Raw genomic sequence first — 19,427 nt, forward strand, 5'->3', positions numbered from 1 at the left:
ATTAACTCTAGATACTTTTTTGATGAATATTACAAATAAACAGGAGGTAATGAAAAATGATTAAAACATTATTAGCAGGAGCACTTTTAAGTACAGGATTGGTAGCGGGAGGTGCAGATGATGCGAAAATGGACAATTTAAAGTCAAATGAAGATAGTTCAAATCAAGTAATTACACAGAGTGTAGATGGAACAACGTCTTTCTCACAAAACTTTGATTTACCTAAAGATGCAGTGCCAGCAACTCCTAAAGGAAACGCAAAAACTGTTGAAAGAACAGAGGGTACAGGTTCTCAAGAAGGAAAAATGGTACCAACAAAAGAAGGTACAGATTCTCAACCAGGATTTGAAATGGGATCCCCTGAGAAACCAGAATATGCAAAAACAGTTGAAAGAACAGAAGGTACAGATTCTCAAGAAGGAAAAATGGTACCAGCAAAAGAAGGAAATTAAATAATATATAGTTATAACGAGGAGCATCCAAAAAGTGGTGCTCTTTTTATATTATAGGAATTAACTAGTTCTACTGAATATAGAACTGTAGGAGGAATTGAGACTAGAACATGGGGGCCTATCTCTTCAAATCATGGTGTTTAGGGCAATAGTTTTGGTGGTGACGTTATAATGCAAACATTTTATTAGAGATTTTCTAAATTTACATACACTCTAGATAGAATACATATCAACTTCAGATACTTGTTTTATGATACAAGTAATCAAACAAAAGGAGGGCAATACAAAATGATTAAAACAGTATTAACAGGGCACTCTTTTAAGTACAGGAGATTATTAGCAGTTGGAGCAAATGTTGAAGATGTACAGACAAATCAGCATATTCTATATGAACAAAATGAATTGCAGCAAATTCTAGAAAAGTACGATTCGAAGAAGTTTGAGTTATAAAAAGAAAATAGATAAATGAACAAGAGAAAAGTATTTTCATTTGGATATAGGACTTGAATCAAACTTTTATACTAAAATATATACGGCAAAAAGGAGGGAGTACATTGCACAAAATTATTTATGGAATATTAATTTTAATATATACTTTGTATTCATTTTTTGTAAGTGATGGAAGTGAAGTAAGGTTTATTATGCTGTTAACTATAGTGCTTATCTTTTCTGTGGTTTTAGAAAAAGGAAATGCAAACCAAACGACTGATTAAGGGGCGTTTGGTTTGCATTTTTATTGGCTATTACAGTCCAGATGTTTTAGGGGGAGCACCAAATTTCATTTTTGGGGACACTATTAAATTTTTAGTTGATGAAAATACGGTGCAACTCCTACTAGAGAAAACACCGCCTAAAATAGAAAACTTTTAACCTATTATCCTCTATTCCGTAGCTTTTAAGGTATTTAACACGACTTTGGTTGCATCTGCAATAAGTTTATCGTCATATTTAGCATCTTCTTTATTGTGATTAGAAAGTATAGCAAGAACAATTGGCTTTTTATTTGGTGGCCAAATAATTGCGATATCATTTCTTGTTCCGTAAGATCCCGCGCCTGTTTTATCAGCTACTTCCCATCCTTTTGGTACGCCCGCACGAATCAATTTATCTCCAGTTGTATTTCTCTTCATCCAATCTACTAATAGTTCACGTTTTTCTGTTGGAAGTGCAGTCCCTAATGTAAATGATTGAAGTGTCTTAGCTATTGCTTCTGGTGTACTGGTATCATGTGTTTCTCCTGGATGCACTTCATTTAATTCAGGTTCAAATCGTTCTGAAGTAGTAACAGTATCTCCCATTTCTCTCAAGATTTTTTCAAATTCAGAGGGACCTCCTAACTGTTTAAGAATCAAATTATGTGCTGTGCTGTCACTATATCGAACTGAAGCATCTGCAAGTTCTTTTAACGTCATTCCTGTATCAACATGCTTTTCAGTAATTGGATTATAATTAGAAAGATCTTCATGAGTATACGTAATTCTTTGATCAAGAGCTTCTAATGAGTTCTTGCGTAAAAGAGCGCCCACAGCTAATGATTTAGATGTAGATGCAAACGCAAAACGATCATCTGAATGATAAGCAATAGTTTGATTCGTACCTGTGTCCAGTGCATAAATACCAAGCTTAGCATCATATTCTTTTTCAAGTTTAGCAAAAGATTGATTACCTGTATTTTCTTGTTTAATTTGATTAGCTTGATTCGTTTGTTTAGGTGGTTCAGATTGAGCATTACTATTGGAACAGCCTATAAGTGATACACATGAAATTAATACTACAGGTACAATCTTTTTGTAATGTAAAATGTTATAGAACTTGTTTAAAACGAACATAAATTTTCAACCTCTTTCAAGAATATATGGATTTTGTCTAGGTATTCTAAATACCGATGCAATTAAAGATGACATAAGGTAACAATACTACTGTAGCTAAAATTTCACAGGTTAAATGACATCCAAAACGTTTATCCCGCTATTTGCCGGGCAGTAAGACCCCCGCTGATTAAAGTTTCACTTTATATGATTGATAAGTCACAGTTTGCGTTATTTCTTTTTTGTTTCCACTTGTAATGGTTCACCTGTGAAAGTATTACAATACATGTTTTTTACTTTTGGGAATAATAAGTCCTTTCATTTTTTTGTAATACATAAAAATAGATGTCAAACGGGATATGTTGTATCCAATCTGGACAACTCATATTAGAAATACACTTATTAGACACTCTAAGTAATAAATTTGTTCCACTTTAAGATGAGGAAGAATTTGGGGTTTGTAAAATAACAATGGAACTACGTGTTTTTTCGTCATACAAAAACCTCTACATATAAGTAGAGGTTTTTAAATTGCATATTAACGAATTATGCTTTTTCAGATAAACGAAGATAATAGAATACATAATTTTAACTAGATTTATTGTTAACTAATTTATCCCCACCAAGCTCCGCCTCAATCTGCGAAGTTTTCGATGACTCATCCATACGCCAATACGTAATAAAGCTTATCGCGATACAGCCAGCTACGTAGAAGTAGAAGAGTGATTCCATTCCGATACTCTTTAGCCATAATGCGATGAACTCAGCTGTTCCGCCGAATATCGCAACTGTTAGTGCATATGGTAAACCTACGCCAAGTGCGCGAATTTCAGTTGGGAAGAGTTCTGCTTTTACAATTGCGTTAATGGAAGTGTAACCAGTAACGATAATGAGACCGACCATCATGAGTAAAAATGCTACCATTGGTTCTGTCGTTTTTTCCATGAAGAAGAAGATCGGCGCTGTTAGTAATGTTCCGAGAATACCGAATGCCATTAATAGTGGGCGGCGTCCGATTTTATCGGATAGTAGCCCTGCAATTGGTTGAAGTACGACGAAAATAAGTAGTGCGACAAAGTTAATCCAGCTTACAACTTCTTTCGGAAGACCGACTGTGTTTACCATGAACTTTTGTAAATATGTTGTGTACGTATAAAATGCAACAGTGCCTCCTAATGTTAGACCGACTACTGTTAATACTGCTTTCGGGTGTTTCATAAGCGCACGAACGGTTCCTGCGCTTTCGCGTTTTTGTGATTTTATGTTTGAGAACTGCTCCGATTCATCCATCGTACGGCGAAGCCATAATACAGCTACTGCTCCCATCGCTCCAATAATGAATGGAATGCGCCAGCCCCAGGCTTTCATATCGGGTTCGCTTAGTAATTGCTGAAGAACAATTTGAACGCCTAACGCAACCATCTGTCCAGCAACGAGCGTTACATATTGGAAACTTGAATAAAAACCACGGCGTCCACTACTAGCCATTTCAGATAAATACGTTGCAGAAGTTCCGTACTCTCCGCCAAGTGATAACCCTTGCAGTAAACGAGCAAGAACTAAAATAATTGGCGCCATAATACCGATACTTTCGTAACTAGGTGTACAGGCGATAATTAAAGAACCACCGGCCATAACCGTAATCGAAAGCGTTAATGCTGCCCGGCGTCCGTGCCGATCCGCATAGCGTCCCATTAATAAACTTCCGATAGGGCGCATTAAAAATCCAACTGCGAAAATAGCTGCTGTGTTCAGTAACTGACTCGTTGGATCTCCTTTAGGAAAGAACTCTGCTGAAAAATAAACAGCGAAAGCAGAGTAAACGTACCAGTCGTACCATTCAATTAAATTGCCGACAGAACCTTTGAAAATATTGCCGGCGACTCGGTTTGATTTTACTTGAGCCATACTAATTCCTCCTCTTGCTTATAACTAAAATAATAATTATGAAAGCGTGTTCATTGTAGTTGAATTGTACTGTTCTTTAAATGTAATCTCAATATTATGACAATTTTATTCTTTTTGTACTTTATGAACATGGATATTTTTAATAGTTGCTTCATTTTCAGTTTTGTCATAATAATAGAAAAAGGAGATTGATAGTTTTGAATATTTTATCAAAGGATATGAAGCATGAAAAAATCACGCAAAGTGTCATTACAAACGAAAATAGTAAGCTTAATTATCGCGTTAATTTTATTTGTCGTTCTCCTATTAGCGGGAATATTTGTTTACATTCAGTCCGTTGATACGAAGCACCAAGTGGAACAGTTAGCACTGCAAACAGCTAAATCTCTTTCTTTTATGCCAGCTATAAAAGAGGCTTTTCAAAATAACGAACATAAAAGTACTATCCAATCCATTGCGGAACAAGTTCGTGAGCAAGCTGGTGCGGATTATGTAATTGTGGAAGATCGCTATGGGGTTATGTATTCCCATTCTAATTCTGAGTTGATTGGAACAAAGAGTAACAACCCGTATAACTATGAAGCACTCACTTTTGGTGGTTATTATACGCTCGAAGGAAATGGTACAAGCGGTCCAGCTTTAATGGCGAAAGCACCTATTATTGTTCATAACGGAGATTACGATCAAGTAGTAGGCGTTGTGACAGTAGAGTTTTTAATAAAAGGCATTGAATCTAACATATTGAGTAGAACGAAAGAAATTATCCTCTTCTCCTTAGCGGTATTAATAGCCGGCATTGTTGGTGGAATCCTTTTAGCGCGTAGCATCAGGAAAGATACACTCGGTTTAGAGCCGAATGAAATCGCAGCGTTATACCGGGAACGAAGTGCGATACTACTATCTATAAAAGAAGGAATTATAGCTATTGATCAAAACGGTTTTATTACGATGATGAACACCTCAGCAGAAGAAATGCTTCATGTAAATGATGATTATATGCAGCAGCACAATTCAAAAGTTTTACCGAATTTTAATATGGAAAGAGTGCTAGAAACCGATCAAGAAATCGCATTTCAAGATAAAGTATTTATTTTAAACATGACGCCGATACTCGAAAATAATAATACAGTAGGCGTTGTATGTAGTTTTAGAGATAAAACAGAACTGCAAAACCTTGTGAACACAATATCTGAGGTAAGAAAGTATTCAGAGGACTTACGTGCTCAAACGCATGAATTTACAAATAAACTTTTCGTTTTATCAGGATTACTTCAGTTAGGACATTACAAAGAAGCAATTGAATTTATCCAACAAGAATCTAACATTCATCAAAGTCAAAACCATATTTTATTCCATCAAATTCACGATGCGAAAGTACAAGCTATTTTATTAGGAAAACTCGCAACAGCGTCTGAGAAGAAAATTGATTTTCATATTGAAGGAGATAGTGCGCTTCATCCGTTACCAGACCATATAAAAGTTTCGCACCTTATTACGATCCTTGGAAACATAATCGATAATGCATTTGATGCGGTGAATGAACGAGAGGAAAAGAATGTTTCCTTCTTTGTTACGGATATTGGGCACGATATTGTGTTTGAAGTGATAGATAGTGGGATAGGAATACCGGCAGAAAAAATAAGTAGCATTTTTCAAAAAGGTTTTTCAACGAAAGGAACTGATCGTGGTTACGGACTAGCAAACGTGAAAGAAATGGTAGATCTACTAGAAGGAACAATTGAAATTCAAAACGAGAAAAATGGGGGAGCTATTTTTACAATTTATCTTCCGAAAACATTGAGAGAAAGTACATGACAAAGAGGGGGATGGGCATATGTTGAAGGTCGCAATTGCAGAAGATGATTTCCGCGTCGCGCAAATTCAGGAAGAGTTTTTATCGAAAATAAAGGACGTAAAAGTGATTGGAAAAGCATTAAATGCAAAAGAAACGATGGAACTACTACAAAGGGAAGAAATCGATTTGCTTCTATTAGATAATTACTTACCAGATGGAATTGGAACAGACTTATTGCCAAAAATTCATGCTGATTTTCCAAACGTTGACGTCATTATGGTAACGGCGGCGAATGAAAACTATATGCTAGAAAAAGCAATTCGAAACGGCGTAAGTAACTACCTTATAAAACCGGTCACGTTAGAAAAATTCGTTCGCACAATTGAAGACTATAAAAGAAAGAAGCAACTATTACATAGTAACAATGAAGTGAATCAAACAATTATCGATAACTTTTTTGGTACTTCACAAACACAAGACATAAAAAACTTACCGACAGGTGTGGATCCGTTAACACTGCAAAAAGTGAAAGGTATTATAAAAGGATTCGAAGAGGGCATTACAATAGAAGAAATGGGAGAACAAATGGGGGCCTCCCGAACAACCGCAAGAAGATATTTAGAATACTTAGTAGCGACAAACGAATGCACAGTAGAGTACACATACGGCATTATTGGACGACCAGAACGAAAATACCGAATAGGACGCGGGCTATGAAAAAACGATTATTACTATGTATATGGATCATGACAGGAGTAATAGCTGGTTGTTCCTCGGAAAAATCCCATACGAATACAGTGAACATCGACAAAGTAGAAATCGTTGCACCAAACGTTCAAGGAGCAGGATGGGACTTAACAGCACGGGCGATGCAAAAAACACTAACAGAAGAAAAAATCTTCACAAAACCAATCACTGTCACAAACAAAGTAGGTGGCAGCGGTGATGTCGGATGGAAATATACGAAACAAAAAGGTGGTCACGTACTGGCGATTAACTCAAGCTTACTCATAACGAACAACCTACTAGGCCACAGTAAACTAACATATAAAGACTTTACGCCGCTCGCAACATTAGCATCGGACTGGGAAGTTGTTGTCGTATCAAAAGACTCAAACATAGAAAACGCAAACGAACTAATGAAACAACTAAAACAAAACAAGAAAAACTTCAAAATCGGAGTTGCCCCCGGCCTAGGAAACGACGATCACCTATCCTTCGTACAAGTAAGCAAAGCATTCGGCATAAACCCAGCCGAACTACAATTCTTCGTCTACGAAAACAAAGAAAAAATCATAAACGCCCTAACGAACAAACAAATAGGCGCCGCAACCATGACCCTATCCGAAGCCGAAAAACAATACAAAGCCAGCAAAATAAAAATACTAGCCGTATCCGCACCAAAACGACTAGACCGACTACCAGAAATCCCAACATGGAAAGAACAAGGAATCAACGTCATCTTCCAGCACTGGAAAGGGATCATGGGCCCGAAAGATATGACGGAGGAAGAGGTTGCTTATTGGGATGGTGTGATTAAGAAGATGGTTGAGAGTGATAGTTGGAAGGAGATTTTGAGGGAGCGGGGTTGGAATTCTTATTATAAGGATAGTGGGGAGAGTAGGGTGTTTTTGGAGGAGAGTAGTTTTAGGTATGAAGAGATGGTGAGAAAAGAGGCTTAAGAGGAAAGTATTCAATCATGCTTTATTTTTGTAGTTACTTCTATATAATATAAAAGAGATGAGAGTGTTAGGCTAATTACATTTAAGGTACCAGATAGGAATAGATAAAGTCTGTCTCACTGATTAAAAATTTATTAGTCGTTAAAAGATATAAAAGGCATTTTTCAGTCTATAAGATGTGGAAACGTAAATTATAGAGTTTCTGTGAGATTTAAGGAGGACATAATGAAGAAAAATATTTATGTTGTTGGAGCGGTAATTGTTCAAGATGAGAAAATTTTATGTGCACAAAGAGGACCAGCTAAATCGCTACCTCTTATGTGGGAATTTCCAGGTGGAAAAATAGAAGAGGGAGAAACACCTCAAGAGGCGTTAAAGCGTGAAATTGATGAAGAAATGCATTGTAGTGTGCAAATTGGTGAACAAATTGATTATACAGCCTATGAATATGATTTTGGTATCGTTCATTTAAAAACTTTCTATTGTAAACTTGTTGAAGGAAGTCCGGTTTTAACTGAGCATGTAGCAATTAAATGGTTATATCCGAATGAATTAGCAGCTTTAGAGTGGGCACCTGCGGATATCCCGACTATTGAGAAATTATCAAAAGAATCGATTGTAAAGTAATTTGAAAAAACTATTCGTTTTATACGGATAGTTTTTTATATTTGTAATAAATTTGCACTTTAAATCAGTGAGTAATACAATTAATATAAAAAATTGTCATAATGGTGATCATATGGAGAATTTTATTCAAAAATTAGAGGGGTCTTTATATAAAGGGTTTATTGATCAAAAACATAATCATCCTGGAATATATAAGCCGAAATTATTAGTAAACAATACGAAAAAAAATGAAAATGTTTTAAGCTCATTGCTGGAAGAGCTTGAAAATAGTACAGCGTTTATTTTCTCGGTGGCTTTTATTACGGAAAGTGGGCTAGCGACTTTAAAATCACATTTCCTTGATCTTAAACAAAAAGGGGTTAAAGGACGTATATTAACATCTACATTCTTAAACTTTAATACACCAAAAGTGTTTAGAGAGTTAATGAAACTTGAAAATGTAGAAGTAAGATTAACAAATTTATCTGGTTTTCATTCAAAGGGATACATATTTGATAACAAAACACATTGTTCATTAATTGTCGGTAGTTCAAATCTGACTGCACATGCTTTGAAGGTAAACTATGAATGGAACGTTAAGTTAACATCGCATGAAGATGGAGAGATAGTACAGCATTTTAAAAATCAATTTGAAGAAGTCTGGGAGCATTCTCAACTATTAACTGAAGAGTTGATTGCAAATTACGAAACAATATATGAGCAAGCTGTAGAAAATAAGTTACTAGATCGAGTTATAGAATTACCTGGTCAATATCATAATTCAATTGAAGAAGCTTTGAAAATTACCCCAAATAAAATGCAACAAGCTGCGTTACAAGAAATACAAGCTATTCGAGACGCTGGAAAAGAAAAAGGCTTAGTTATTTCTGCAACAGGAACGGGGAAGACATATCTTTCAGCATTTGATGTCAGAAATTTTTCACCTAAACGGATGTTATTTATTGTTCATCGAGAGCAAATATTAAATAAAGCGAAATCCGATTTTCAAAAAGTTCTTGGTGGGATAGATGAGGACTTTGGAATTTTATCAGGGTCAAATAAACAAATAAATGCTAAATATTTATTTGCGACGATCCAAACCATTTCAAAAGAAGAAAATTTACAGCAATTTGATCCTGGGTTATTTGATTATATTTTAATAGATGAAGTTCATAAAGCAGGTGCTAGTTCTTATCATAGAGTTATTAATTATTTTAAACCGAAATTTTTAATGGGAATGACCGCTACACCTGAACGTACAGATAATTTTAATATTTATGAGCTATTTGATTACAACATTGCTTATGAAATTCGATTGCAAGAAGCACTTGAAGAAGATATGCTTTGTCCTTTCCATTATTTTGGAGTAACTGATTTTGAATATAATGGTGAAAAGATAGATGACACTACTGTTTTATCTAAACTTGTTACGGAAGAGCGAGTGGATCATATAGTGGAAAAAGTAAAATATTACGGTTTTTCTGGTGAAAAGGTAACAGGATTAATGTTTTGCAGCCGAAAAGATGAAGCAGAACAATTATCACACGCCTTAAATAATAGAGGTTTTCGCACATTTGCATTAACAGGAGATCATTCTCAAGAGGAAAGAGAATTGCGCGTGAATCAATTAGAAAATGGCGTACTTGATTATATTTTAACGGTAGATATATTTAATGAAGGAATTGATATTCCGAGTGTGAATCAGGTTGTTATGTTAAGACAAACTCAATCAAGTATTATCTTTATACAGCAATTGGGGCGTGGACTTCGAAAACATGATTCAAAAGATTTTGTTACGATTATTGATTTCATTGGAAACTATAAAAACAACTATTTAATTCCAATTGCCCTTTCAGGAGATAGATCACAAAATAAAGATAATATACGCAGATATACAAATGACACGAGTTATATTAAAGGTATTTCAACAGTTAACTTTGAGGAGATAGCGAAAAAACAAATCTTTAAAGCTATTAATAATAGTAATTTAACAGCAATGAAAGTATTAAAGGAAGCGTTTGGTGAGTTGAAAAATAGAATAGGAAGAATTCCATATTTATATGACTTTATAGTAAACCATTCTATTGATCCAGTTGTACTTGTAGATGGATATTCGAACTATTATCAGTTCCTATTGAAAATGAAAGAAGCTGTGCCTACATTAACAGAGTACGAAAACAAAGTTTTAACAATGCTTTCATTGGAAGTATTAAATGGAAAACGTAAAAACGAAATCGTTTTGTTAGACTTATTATTAAAGCAAGAAAAAGTTGATAAGGATGAGTATATAAAACAACTTGAAGAAACTAATTGCTTAACAGATGATGAAACGATTACTTCAGTACAACGAATTTTTGAATTAGAGTTTTTCTCACAAAACAGTCAAAAGAAATATGGAGAAAAGCCAATTATCTCTTTACAGAACAATAAGACATATATGTTTAATGATTCTATTCGAAAAAGCTTAGAACAAAATGAATACTTTAAGTATATGGTTATGGACATCGTTAGAAGTGCGAAGGAAAAGAGCAAAAACTATGAGTGTGATAGTAACCTTACTGTATATAAAAAATACTCAAGAAAAGATGTGTGTAAACTTTTAAATTGGCATAATGATGAGAGCTCAACTATGTATGGTTATAAGACAAAATATTATACTTGTCCAATATTTATTACATACCATAAAAATGATGAGGTAGAATCCAGTGTGGACTACGGTGATGAATTCCTTAATCAAGATGTTCTTAAATGGTATACAAGAAGTAATAGAACATTAAAATCGAAGGAAGTTCAAGCAATTATTGACGCTAAAGAAAATAATATTGATGTTCATATTTTTGTGAAAAAAGATGATGACGAGGGAAGCGACTTTTACTATTTAGGAAAAGCGAGACCTGATAAAGCAAGTGTAGAACAAACTGAAATGCAAGATAAAAATGGAAAAGAACTACCGGTTGTTACGATGAATATGATTATGGAGAAATCGGTTGATAATAAGCTTTATGATTATTTAAAGGATAGTAATGTTTTGTAGGTAGATTGAATTTTTAATGCTTGTATAGCTCAAAAATGATTAGTGTGATAGTAGTATTAGTAGATAAGATAAGGCTGTATCAAAATGACATCGTAGTATGTTTTTGATACAGCCTTATTTATTGGATTAAAATGTATGGTTTAAGTAGCTATCCCATGTAAACAGAAAGAAAAGGACTAAATCTTATATGGTATAATTAGAGCATTAAAACCCTAATCCTGGAGGGATTCAAATGCCAACCTACAACAAATTAGTAAGAGATCGCATACCAGAAATTATTGAGAATAACGGAAAGACATTCACAACTAGAATACTGAATGAAAAAGAATATATAGAAGAAGTGAGCAAGAAAACACAAGAGGAGCTAGCTGAGTATTTAGAGGCTGAAAGTAAAGAGCATAAAGTAGAAGAATTAGCTGATTTATTAGAGTTAGTGAATGCATTGGCACAATATGAAGGCGTAACGTTAGAGGATGTTGAGCAAGTACGTAAACAGAAGGCCGAAAAGCGTGGTGGTTTTCAGGAAAGAATTTTTTTAGTTGAGGTACATGATGACTAATGTCCAGCTCGTTACGAATAATTTGATCCATAAGCTAGAGCGCTATATGGATGATGCAAAATCGATATATATTTTAACTTCGTTTGTTATGAAATCAGGCGTAGATGTTTTAGCCCCTTTTTTGCGGAAAGCAGCAGAAAAGAATGTAGATATTAAGATTTGTACAGGAGATTATTTGTATATTACGCAACCAGACGCGTTAGAGAATTTGTATGAAATTCATCCTGATATTGATATTCGACTGTGGAGGAGTGCAGGAAAATCATTTCATCCAAAGGCTTATTTATTTGAGCATGAGAGCGACGGAGTTATGATTGTTGGTTCTTCTAATATGTCTCGTTCCGCGCTAACAAGTGGTGTGGAATGGAGCTTGCTTGTGAAAGAGAGTGTTGGAGAGGAAGCTTTTTCGGAGGCAATTGATCAATTTTTACATATTCATATGAATGAAGTAACTCAGCCTATTAATATAGAAACAATTAAACAATATCGTAAAGAGTATGAAGAATTTCATACAACTCATTCAAGTTTAGTCCGAACTTGGACAAAGCAAGAAGAGATTGAAATGATGATTCCCTCGGGACAAGAGGATTATACTGCGAGATCAGGAGTAGAAATTGAATTAGAGGAATCAGCTGTATATGAAACAAAGATTGCACCACGCTTTGCACAATTACCTGCATTGGAACAATTAGAGAATGTATTGGAAGAAGGATACAACAAAGCGATGGTTGTTATGGCAACAGGACTTGGTAAGACTTATTTAGCTGCTTTTTTTGCAAAACGTTTTAAGAGAGTTTTATTTATTGCGCATTTAGAAGAAATATTAAATCAAGCAGAAAAATCTTTTCTACGTGTAATCGATAATAAGACTACGGGGATTTATAATGGAAAGAAAAAGGAAGGCGAGAAGGATGTTGTTTTTGCATCTATTCAAACGTTGAGTAGAAAGCGTCACTTAGAAAACTTCTCACCTAATGATTTTGACCTTATTATTGTAGACGAGTTCCATCATGCTGCAGCTAACAGTTATCAAAGAGTACTAGATTATTTTGATCCTAATTTCTTATTGGGAATAACGGCAACACCAGATCGAAATGATTTTCGTGATATTTATTCGATTTGCGATGGGAACGTTGCATATCGAATTGATTTTATGGAAGCGATTCAGCGTGGATGGTTATCTCCATTTCACTATTATGGAGTACATGATGATACTGACTACTCACAAATACGTTGGATAGGCAATAAGTATGATCGTGAGGAACTTGCGCAAGTGCAGTTGAGAGAGGAACTCGCCTTAAATATTTTAGAAGCTTGGAAGAAATATAAAAAAACTAGAACAATTGTCTTTTGCTCTAGTATTAGGCAAGCAGTCTTTTTATCTACATATTTTAATGAGAACGGTTATAGTACAATTTCACTTCATTCGGAAACAAAACATATTTCGAGAGAAGATGCGATTAAACAGCTGGATAATAATGAACTAGATGCTATTTTTACAGTAGATTTATTTAACGAAGGTGTTGATATTCCATCTGTCGATACACTTTTATTTGTTCGCCCAACAGAATCATTAACAATTTTCACACAACAAATTGGTCGTGGTTTACGATTGCATGAGCATAAGGAGTATTGTGTTGTAATTGATTTAATTGCAAATTATCGAAATGCAGATATAAAAATACAAATGCTTCGAGTGGATGATGGAAAGACGAAAGGAAATGGTACACAAAATATATTGCCAGATGGATGTACAGTAGAATTTGAATTAGAAGCAAAGCAGTTATTAGATGAATTACTGAAAAAGAAAATGCCGAGAAAAGAAAAATTGCAACATAGCTATCAAACTGTAAAAATGGATCTTGGACGTCGACCTACATATTTAGAATTACATAAACTTGGTATAGAAGAGAGTAAAGAATATCGCCAAGAGTTTAAATCATATGTTGGCTTTTTAGCATGGAATGATGAATTAACAGAACTTGAAAAAACAGTGTTTTTACATTGTGAAGCGTGGTTGCAAGAAGTTGAAAAAACAGGAATGGCAAAAAGTTATAAAATGCTATTATTGTTGGCGATGTTGCAACGTGGAAAAGAAAGATGGTACCATCCTATCTCATCAGAAGAAGTTGCACCATTCTTCCATCAGTTTTTAATGGAAAAAGAATACCGCAAGAAAATAGATTTTAGTGACAAGCAAGCACAACGTATGTGGGAATATGATGAAGAAAAAGTTAGTAAACTAATCGCTACAATGCCAATGACAAAATGGAGTGGTAGCTCAAAAGGTTTATTATCATTTGATGAAAACTTCTTTTCTCTAAATATGGATGTTAGAAAAGAAGATGAAGAGATCTTATTTGAATGGACGAAGGAGATATGTGAATATCGTCTTCATACATATTTTGAAAGAAGGACAGCAACACTGAAATAAGTGTTGCTGTTTTTAAATTAAAATTCCCCTTGCACCTACCCCAACGTCACCCCCTAACCTAAAGAAGACAAAACAAAAAGGGGGGAAGCAACCAATCATGAAAACCACCACAAAAGAAAAAAGAAACACCATCATCATGCTATTACTCTCAGCCGCAATAGGGATCTTTTCACCACTATTCATGTACATCACGCTGGCACGTAAAAATGAATTGTATAAATACCATTGCCGAAAAGCGTTCAATTTTCATTTGTTAATCTTTCTTCTATTTAATATTAGTTCGCGTATTAGTGATTTTTTGTTTTGGATCGTATTTGTTTTTGAGGTTGTCCAAGTGATCATTGTTGCGTGGAAAGTAATACGCGATGAACCATATCGTTATTTCATTCGAATTCCGTTATTTAAAGAAGACAATTATGTAGTGGAAGGAGAATAGGTGATGAAACAAGAAGTGGAGGTAAAGGGAAAGCGATTTTTCGTTATGATTGCAGTGTTGTTTATTGCGATTTATATCGTTTTACGAAGACGAAAGTATGAGTACTTTTATGATGGTATTAGCGAGCATGAAAATCGTTATAGAGGGAATGTTCCTTTTTTATTACTTGTTGTAGGTTTGTTTCAATATTGTAGGCAGAATGAGATGAGTTTTTCTCATATACTTCAGTATGTGAAAGAAAAGTTATCGGAGTAGGTGAGGATATGGCATGGATGATTAGTGAGTTTGCAAGTGTTGGGGATGTTACGGTGCGGACGCTTCGTTATTATGGCAAGATTAATTTATTAAAGTCGAGCGATTATACTGAAGGCGGACATCGATTATATACGAAAGATGATTTGTATGTGCTGCAGCAAATTCAATCGTTTAAGCATCTCGGTTTTTCGCTTGGTGAAATTCAAAATATTATATTGCAGCGTGATATTGAGACGGAAGATTTTTTAAGACAAATACATTTTCAAAGAGAGATGCTTTTGGCAGAGCAAGAAAGAATTACGAAGGTACTTTCGCATATGGATGAGATGACGAAGAAGTTTCAAAAGGAAGAAAGAGTGAATGTTGCTTTGTTTTCTTCATTTTTGCAAACATTCATATGGGAGAAAGAAAATAAGGAATGGCTAGAGGAACACTTTTCAACGGATAGTGTTCGAGCCTTTTATAATAATAAGGAACTAAAAGAAAAGTTCGATCGGCGATTTATGGATGTGATAGGGAAGTTGAAAAAGTATAAGGTAGAAGAGAAGGATCCGAGTCATCAAGATGTTCAGGTTACCTTGAAGGGATTTTTCAATGTAATAGAAGAGATAACGAATTATCTTGATACACCTCAAAGTGATATAGAGGATATAATCCAAAAATCAAACCTTCCACTATCCGAATTCCCAGCCCTCTTCACAACCGAAGAAGAAAACTATATAAAAGAAGCAATCCAGCAGTTTAACAACTAGTTAAACTGCTTTTCCATTATAATAGAAGAAAAACCAATGGAGGAACCCCCATGCCAACCTACAACAAACTAATCCGAAACAAAATTCCACAAATAATAAAAAATAACGGAAAAACACCAACAACAAGAATCCTAAACGAAGACGAATATATAAAAGAAATCTGTAATAAAACCCAAGAAGAACTAACCGAATACCTAGAAGCAACAACAAAAGAACATAAACTCGAAGAAATATCCGATCTACTAGAACTAATAAACGCCCTAGCCGAACACGAAGGCACAACACTAGAAGAAATCAACAACATCCGTAAAAAGAAAGCAAAAGAAAGAGGCGGCTTCTCAGATCGAGTCTTTCTAATTGAAGTAACCGATAACTAACCCCTCCTAAGCCCCTTACAAGCCCCTACCAAGTAATAAATCACTAAGAAAAAACATAACAAAAACAAAAACAACTACAAACACCGTAGTAGTAGTAGTCAAAAAAATTTAAAATAACACGCCAAAAACCCGGCCAGTCTCCCATATATATTATGAAGGGGCTTTTACTTTTGAACGGAGACGGGAGGAATTAGGATGGCGGTGTATCGTAATGTGCAGGTGAATTTTTGGCAGGATGATTTTGTTTTGGATTTGACGCCGGAGGAGCGGTATTTTTATGTTTACTTATTAACTTGTTCGAAGACGACGCAGTGCGGGATTTTTCCTTTTCCGAAGCGGTTAGCTGAGATGGAGACGGGTTATAATCGGGAAACTGTTGATAAGCTTGTGCAGCGCTTTGTTGATTATGGGAAGATTCTTTATGATGCGGATACTCGGGAGCTATTCGTTTTGAATTGGCTTCGTTATAATCCTGTGACGAATATGAATGTGGAGAAGTGTGTGCTTCGTGAGCTTAAGGGTGTGAAGAATAAGGAGTTTATACATATGTTTCTTCAGAAGTGCGTAGAGGAAGAGCTGAATGTTCCGATGCTTTTAGCGCATTTCGGTATGCCTGATGATTTGACTGTGGATGATGTTGAGCCAATTTGTGAGGAGCCGGCGGAAGAAGAGGTTGTAGAGGAAGAAACGGGAAGTCGCGTGTTTTCTTTTTATGAGCAACATTTTGGTAGTTTGTCTCCTCATGCGGTGGAGGAACTGAGTGCGTGGATGGAAGATTTGTCAGAGGAGCTTGTGCTGAAGGCTCTTCAAATTGCGTTTGAGAATAATAAGCGGACGGTTGCTTATGTGAAGGGGATTTTGAGAGGTTGGCACGGGAAAGGTTTTACGAAATTGTGTGAGGTTGAGGCGGATACGGCGAGCTTTAGGAAGAAGGAGTCGTCTGCTAGTACGGGGGAGACGGAGGAGTTTTTGGCGAGGTGTGAGGAGTGGGAGAAGAATGCGCCATCTGAGGAAGAGTTGCAGCGCTTTTTAGCGGAGCGCGGGTGGCGTCCATGAGTATTCAAAATGTGGAGGCGGAAAAGACGGTGTTAGGTTCTCTATTAATTGATGGAGAGCTTATTAAGGAGTGCCGTTTGACGGAGCATTATTTTTCTATGCCAGTACATAAGTCTATATTTCAGTTAATGCGAAAGATGGAAGGAGAGGGGCAACCGATTGATCTTGTGACGTTCATTTCTCGGGTAGATCCGAAGTTTTTAGAGGGGATCGGGGGAATGGAGTATTTTATAGGGTTAATGGATGGTGTGCCTACAACTGCCAACTTCTCTTATTATGAGGGGCTTGTTCGAGGTGCCTGGAAAATGTATCAGGCTGGTGTTCTCGGTCACAAGATGGGAGAGCGCCTTATTGCGGAGAAGAGTGAGAAAGTTATCGGTGAGACGATTACGGCGCTTTGTGAGTTAGAGGAGAAAGACTCTGTATGTGAATTTGATTTGAAGGATGCGTTAGTTGGTTTGTATGAGGAGCTTCATCAAGATGTGAAAGAGATTACTGGTATTGAGACTGGTTATACATCGTTAAATAAGATGACGTGCGGACTGCAGGAAGGTGATTTTGTAGTTCTTGGTGCGCGTCCTTCTATGGGGAAGACTGCGTTTGCGCTTAATGTTGGACTGCATGCGGCGAAGTCTGGAGCGGCGGTTGGATTGTTTTCGTTAGAGATGAGTAGTAAGCAATTGTTAAAAAGGATGGCATCTTGCGTAGGCGAAGTGTCAGGAGGTAGGCTGAAAAATCCGAAGCATCGTTTTGCGATGGAAGATTGGGAGAAGGTAAGTAAGGCGTTTGCGGAAATTGGTGAGTTGCCATTTGAGATTTACGACAATGCAGGAGTTACGGTGCAAGATATTTGGATGCAAACTCGTAAGTTAAAGAGAAAGCACGGTGATAAAAAATTTTTAATTATTGTAGATTACTTGCAGCTTATTACGGGCGATCCGAAGCATAAGGGCAATCGATTTCAAGAGATTAGTGAGATTTCTCGTACGCTTAAGTTATTAGCACGTGATTTAAATGTTTGTGTAGTAGCGTTATCACAGTTATCTCGTTCTGTAGAGTCGCGGCAAGATAAGCGTCCGCTTTTATCTGATTTAAGAGAGACGGGCCAAATTGAGCAAGATGCGGATGTCATTATGCTTATGTATCGAGAGGATTATTACGATAAGGAAACGATGCAGAAAGAGATGACGGAGATTCATGTAGCGAAGCATCGGAATGGACCTGTGGGGAGTTTTAAGTTGAGGTTTTTGAAGGAGTTTGGACGGTTTGTGGAGGGAAAATAGTGAAAAGACTGGAGTATCACTTTGCAAATAAAATAAAGCATAAGTGTTCTATTTCATTCACTTATGCTTTATTTTTTGATTCTTTCAATATGTTCCTCATTTCCCCATAAAGAAAGACTTTCTCTCTGCAGTAATCCACTGCTGCAAGTCATCTTGGCTACGTCGGACAAGTCGATTTACTAAAACATCATGCCATACGTAATCCTCTAATAAGTATATATGAACGGGGTCATCTGTATAAAAAGCAATATTACGCTCTTCAAGTGATGGTCCATAAATCATCTCTTTAGAATCTATCGATAAAATAAACCAATGTTCTGTAGACAAGGTCTCTGTGTAAGGTGTTATGCGGTGGGCTTCTAGATTTTTAATGGGATTTTCAACATGCAGGGTAATACCTTGTATTGTAACTTTATCAGCAACTTCAGATAGATCTTCTTTTAACGCTTCATACATCTCATCCCACATTGAAATGACAATACGTCGTTCTGCTTTTTTTATTAATGCCTGACAATAGCTAATGATTGTTTTATTGTCCTTTAAAGTAATCACTCGATTATCCGTTTTTTCCTCGGAAGTTTCTAGTTTTTTTAATGAATCACTTATTCCTTCATAAGTAGACTGCCATTCTGATTGCGCCTTCTGTAAAAAGATTTCAACAGGTAGAGGTGAATAGCGAGTGGTGTCATTTATTTCTTCCTTCATGACAATTCCTTTTTCTACAAGGTTACCTAAAATCTCATAAATCCGCGCTCTTGGGACACCCGAATCCTTACTCACTTGATAGGCTGTGACAGGCCCTTGTTTAACAAGAGATACATAAGATTTAGCTTCATATTCATTGAAACCAATTTTTTTAAGCTGTTGCACTATGTAGTCCACTTTTTTCGTCCTCCGATGTTTGCTTTTATCCCGCATTAACGGGCAGTAAGACCCCCACCTCAAAATTCAGCGGAAGCAAAGAAGTTAGGTGGGGGTCGGGCTGCCCGT

Annotated in this window: 19 protein-coding genes; 16 read left to right on the forward strand and 3 right to left on the reverse strand. The window is 36.0% G+C overall.

Annotation, left to right across the window (positions count from 1 at the left end; genetic code table 11):
• Window positions 1-56 precede the first annotated feature (56 nt).
• From ACTJJY_RS18045 to ACTJJY_RS18055, 3 genes are all read left to right on the forward strand, one after another.
• Window positions 57-452 (forward strand): hypothetical protein, encoded by a 396-nt coding sequence (locus ACTJJY_RS18045; RefSeq protein WP_016082677.1) that lies wholly within the window; start codon window positions 57-59, stop codon window positions 450-452.
• Between the two features lie 288 nt (window positions 453-740).
• The gene (locus ACTJJY_RS18050; protein WP_440606183.1) at window positions 741-902 is read left to right on the forward strand and encodes a hypothetical protein; all 162 of its coding nucleotides are present in this window, start codon (window positions 741-743) and stop codon (window positions 900-902) included.
• 104 nt (window positions 903-1,006) lie between these two features.
• Entirely contained in the window at window positions 1,007-1,165 is a 159-nt protein-coding gene (locus tag ACTJJY_RS18055) for a hypothetical protein (RefSeq protein ID WP_002093894.1), read from the forward strand.
• Window positions 1,166-1,333: 168 nt separating this feature from the next.
• On the opposite strand, the gene blaIII is transcribed toward ACTJJY_RS18055, so the two are convergent.
• Both blaIII and ACTJJY_RS18065 read right to left on the reverse strand, forming a co-directional pair.
• Complete coding sequence (gene blaIII, locus ACTJJY_RS18060) at window positions 1,334-2,281, reverse strand: class A beta-lactamase BlaIII (RefSeq protein WP_440606184.1); 948 nt, start codon at window positions 2,279-2,281, stop codon at window positions 1,334-1,336.
• A gap of 567 nt (window positions 2,282-2,848) precedes the next feature.
• On the reverse strand, window positions 2,849-4,168 hold the full coding sequence (locus ACTJJY_RS18065; RefSeq protein WP_440606185.1) for an MFS transporter: 1,320 nt from the start codon (window positions 4,166-4,168) through the stop codon (window positions 2,849-2,851).
• Between the two features lie 225 nt (window positions 4,169-4,393).
• On the opposite strand from ACTJJY_RS18065, the gene ACTJJY_RS18070 reads away from it, so the two are divergent.
• The 13 genes from ACTJJY_RS18070 to dnaB all read left to right on the forward strand — a co-directional run bounded on the left by ACTJJY_RS18070 (window position 4,394) and on the right by dnaB (window position 18,437).
• Window positions 4,394-5,983, forward strand: a complete 1,590-nt coding sequence (locus tag ACTJJY_RS18070; protein WP_440606186.1) for an ATP-binding protein — start codon at window positions 4,394-4,396, stop codon at window positions 5,981-5,983.
• A 19-nt stretch (window positions 5,984-6,002) separates the two neighbouring features.
• Window positions 6,003-6,680: a response regulator gene (locus ACTJJY_RS18075; RefSeq protein ID WP_440606187.1), complete on the forward strand. Its 678-nt coding sequence runs from the start codon at window positions 6,003-6,005 to the stop codon at window positions 6,678-6,680.
• Complete coding sequence (locus ACTJJY_RS18080; RefSeq protein ID WP_440606188.1) at window positions 6,677-7,645, forward strand: tripartite tricarboxylate transporter substrate binding protein; 969 nt, start codon at window positions 6,677-6,679, stop codon at window positions 7,643-7,645. Before ACTJJY_RS18075 ends, ACTJJY_RS18080 begins: the two co-directional genes overlap by 4 nt.
• Window positions 7,646-7,870: 225 nt before the next feature.
• Window positions 7,871-8,272: a (deoxy)nucleoside triphosphate pyrophosphohydrolase gene (locus tag ACTJJY_RS18085; RefSeq protein ID WP_043938303.1), complete on the forward strand. Its 402-nt coding sequence runs from the start codon at window positions 7,871-7,873 to the stop codon at window positions 8,270-8,272.
• Between the two features lie 112 nt (window positions 8,273-8,384).
• Entirely contained in the window at window positions 8,385-11,285 is a 2,901-nt protein-coding gene (locus ACTJJY_RS18090) for a DUF3427 domain-containing protein (protein ID WP_426937724.1), read from the forward strand.
• Window positions 11,286-11,517: 232 nt separating this feature from the next.
• Window positions 11,518-11,844, forward strand: a complete 327-nt coding sequence (locus tag ACTJJY_RS18095; protein WP_053565127.1) for a nucleoside triphosphate pyrophosphohydrolase — start codon at window positions 11,518-11,520, stop codon at window positions 11,842-11,844.
• Window positions 11,837-14,278: a DEAD/DEAH box helicase family protein gene (locus ACTJJY_RS18100; protein WP_147807565.1), complete on the forward strand. Its 2,442-nt coding sequence runs from the start codon at window positions 11,837-11,839 to the stop codon at window positions 14,276-14,278. Before ACTJJY_RS18095 ends, ACTJJY_RS18100 begins: the two co-directional genes overlap by 8 nt.
• Before the next feature lie 97 nt (window positions 14,279-14,375).
• Window positions 14,376-14,714 (forward strand): DUF4870 domain-containing protein, encoded by a 339-nt coding sequence (locus tag ACTJJY_RS18105; protein WP_440606189.1) that lies wholly within the window; start codon window positions 14,376-14,378, stop codon window positions 14,712-14,714.
• Between the two features lie 3 nt (window positions 14,715-14,717).
• Window positions 14,718-14,969, forward strand: coding sequence for a hypothetical protein (locus ACTJJY_RS18110; RefSeq protein WP_440606190.1), 252 nt, complete (start codon window positions 14,718-14,720; stop codon window positions 14,967-14,969).
• Window positions 14,970-14,977: 8 nt separating this feature from the next.
• On the forward strand, window positions 14,978-15,721 hold the full coding sequence (locus ACTJJY_RS18115; RefSeq protein WP_440606191.1) for a MerR family transcriptional regulator: 744 nt from the start codon (window positions 14,978-14,980) through the stop codon (window positions 15,719-15,721).
• Between the two features lie 50 nt (window positions 15,722-15,771).
• The gene (locus ACTJJY_RS18120; protein ID WP_440606192.1) at window positions 15,772-16,098 is read left to right on the forward strand and encodes a nucleoside triphosphate pyrophosphohydrolase; all 327 of its coding nucleotides are present in this window, start codon (window positions 15,772-15,774) and stop codon (window positions 16,096-16,098) included.
• Window positions 16,099-16,293: 195 nt separating this feature from the next.
• Entirely contained in the window at window positions 16,294-17,154 is an 861-nt protein-coding gene (locus ACTJJY_RS18125) for a DnaD domain-containing protein (protein WP_440606193.1), read from the forward strand.
• A complete protein-coding gene (gene dnaB / locus ACTJJY_RS18130) occupies window positions 17,151-18,437 on the forward strand; it encodes a replicative DNA helicase (RefSeq protein ID WP_440606194.1) in 1,287 nt (428 codons plus the stop codon). The genes ACTJJY_RS18125 and dnaB overlap by 4 nt, the downstream gene beginning before the upstream one ends.
• Window positions 18,438-18,533: 96 nt before the next feature.
• On the opposite strand, the gene ACTJJY_RS18135 is transcribed toward dnaB, so the two are convergent.
• Window positions 18,534-19,319 (reverse strand): TrmB family transcriptional regulator, encoded by a 786-nt coding sequence (locus ACTJJY_RS18135; RefSeq protein WP_071731845.1) that lies wholly within the window; start codon window positions 19,317-19,319, stop codon window positions 18,534-18,536.
• Window positions 19,320-19,427: the final 108 nt, after the last annotated feature.

The sequence above is a fragment of the Bacillus sp. 22475 genome (assembly GCF_052044835.1).
Lineage (GTDB): Bacteria > Bacillota > Bacilli > Bacillales > Bacillaceae_G > Bacillus_A > Bacillus_A cereus.

What these genes read in the sequence shown, in the direction of transcription:
- ACTJJY_RS18045 (WP_016082677.1), top strand. Translation starts at nt 57, where the DNA reads ATGATTAAAACATTATTAGCAGGAGCACTTTTAAGTACAGGATTGGTA.
- ACTJJY_RS18050 (WP_440606183.1), top strand. Translation starts at nt 741, where the DNA reads ATGATTAAAACAGTATTAACAGGGCACTCTTTTAAGTACAGGAGATTA.
- blaIII (WP_440606184.1), bottom strand. Translation starts at nt 2,281, where the DNA reads ATGTTCGTTTTAAACAAGTTCTATAACATTTTACATTACAAAAAGATT.
- ACTJJY_RS18065 (WP_440606185.1), bottom strand. Translation starts at nt 4,168, where the DNA reads ATGGCTCAAGTAAAATCAAACCGAGTCGCCGGCAATATTTTCAAAGGT.
- ACTJJY_RS18070 (WP_440606186.1), top strand. Translation starts at nt 4,394, where the DNA reads ATGAAAAAATCACGCAAAGTGTCATTACAAACGAAAATAGTAAGCTTA.
- ACTJJY_RS18075 (WP_440606187.1), top strand. Translation starts at nt 6,003, where the DNA reads ATGTTGAAGGTCGCAATTGCAGAAGATGATTTCCGCGTCGCGCAAATT.
- ACTJJY_RS18080 (WP_440606188.1), top strand. Translation starts at nt 6,677, where the DNA reads ATGAAAAAACGATTATTACTATGTATATGGATCATGACAGGAGTAATA.
- ACTJJY_RS18085 (WP_043938303.1), top strand. Translation starts at nt 7,871, where the DNA reads ATGAAGAAAAATATTTATGTTGTTGGAGCGGTAATTGTTCAAGATGAG.
- ACTJJY_RS18090 (WP_426937724.1), top strand. Translation starts at nt 8,385, where the DNA reads ATGGAGAATTTTATTCAAAAATTAGAGGGGTCTTTATATAAAGGGTTT.
- ACTJJY_RS18095 (WP_053565127.1), top strand. Translation starts at nt 11,518, where the DNA reads ATGCCAACCTACAACAAATTAGTAAGAGATCGCATACCAGAAATTATT.
- ACTJJY_RS18100 (WP_147807565.1), top strand. Translation starts at nt 11,837, where the DNA reads ATGACTAATGTCCAGCTCGTTACGAATAATTTGATCCATAAGCTAGAG.
- ACTJJY_RS18105 (WP_440606189.1), top strand. Translation starts at nt 14,376, where the DNA reads ATGAAAACCACCACAAAAGAAAAAAGAAACACCATCATCATGCTATTA.
- ACTJJY_RS18110 (WP_440606190.1), top strand. Translation starts at nt 14,718, where the DNA reads ATGAAACAAGAAGTGGAGGTAAAGGGAAAGCGATTTTTCGTTATGATT.
- ACTJJY_RS18115 (WP_440606191.1), top strand. Translation starts at nt 14,978, where the DNA reads ATGGCATGGATGATTAGTGAGTTTGCAAGTGTTGGGGATGTTACGGTG.
- ACTJJY_RS18120 (WP_440606192.1), top strand. Translation starts at nt 15,772, where the DNA reads ATGCCAACCTACAACAAACTAATCCGAAACAAAATTCCACAAATAATA.
- ACTJJY_RS18125 (WP_440606193.1), top strand. Translation starts at nt 16,294, where the DNA reads ATGGCGGTGTATCGTAATGTGCAGGTGAATTTTTGGCAGGATGATTTT.
- dnaB (WP_440606194.1), top strand. Translation starts at nt 17,151, where the DNA reads ATGAGTATTCAAAATGTGGAGGCGGAAAAGACGGTGTTAGGTTCTCTA.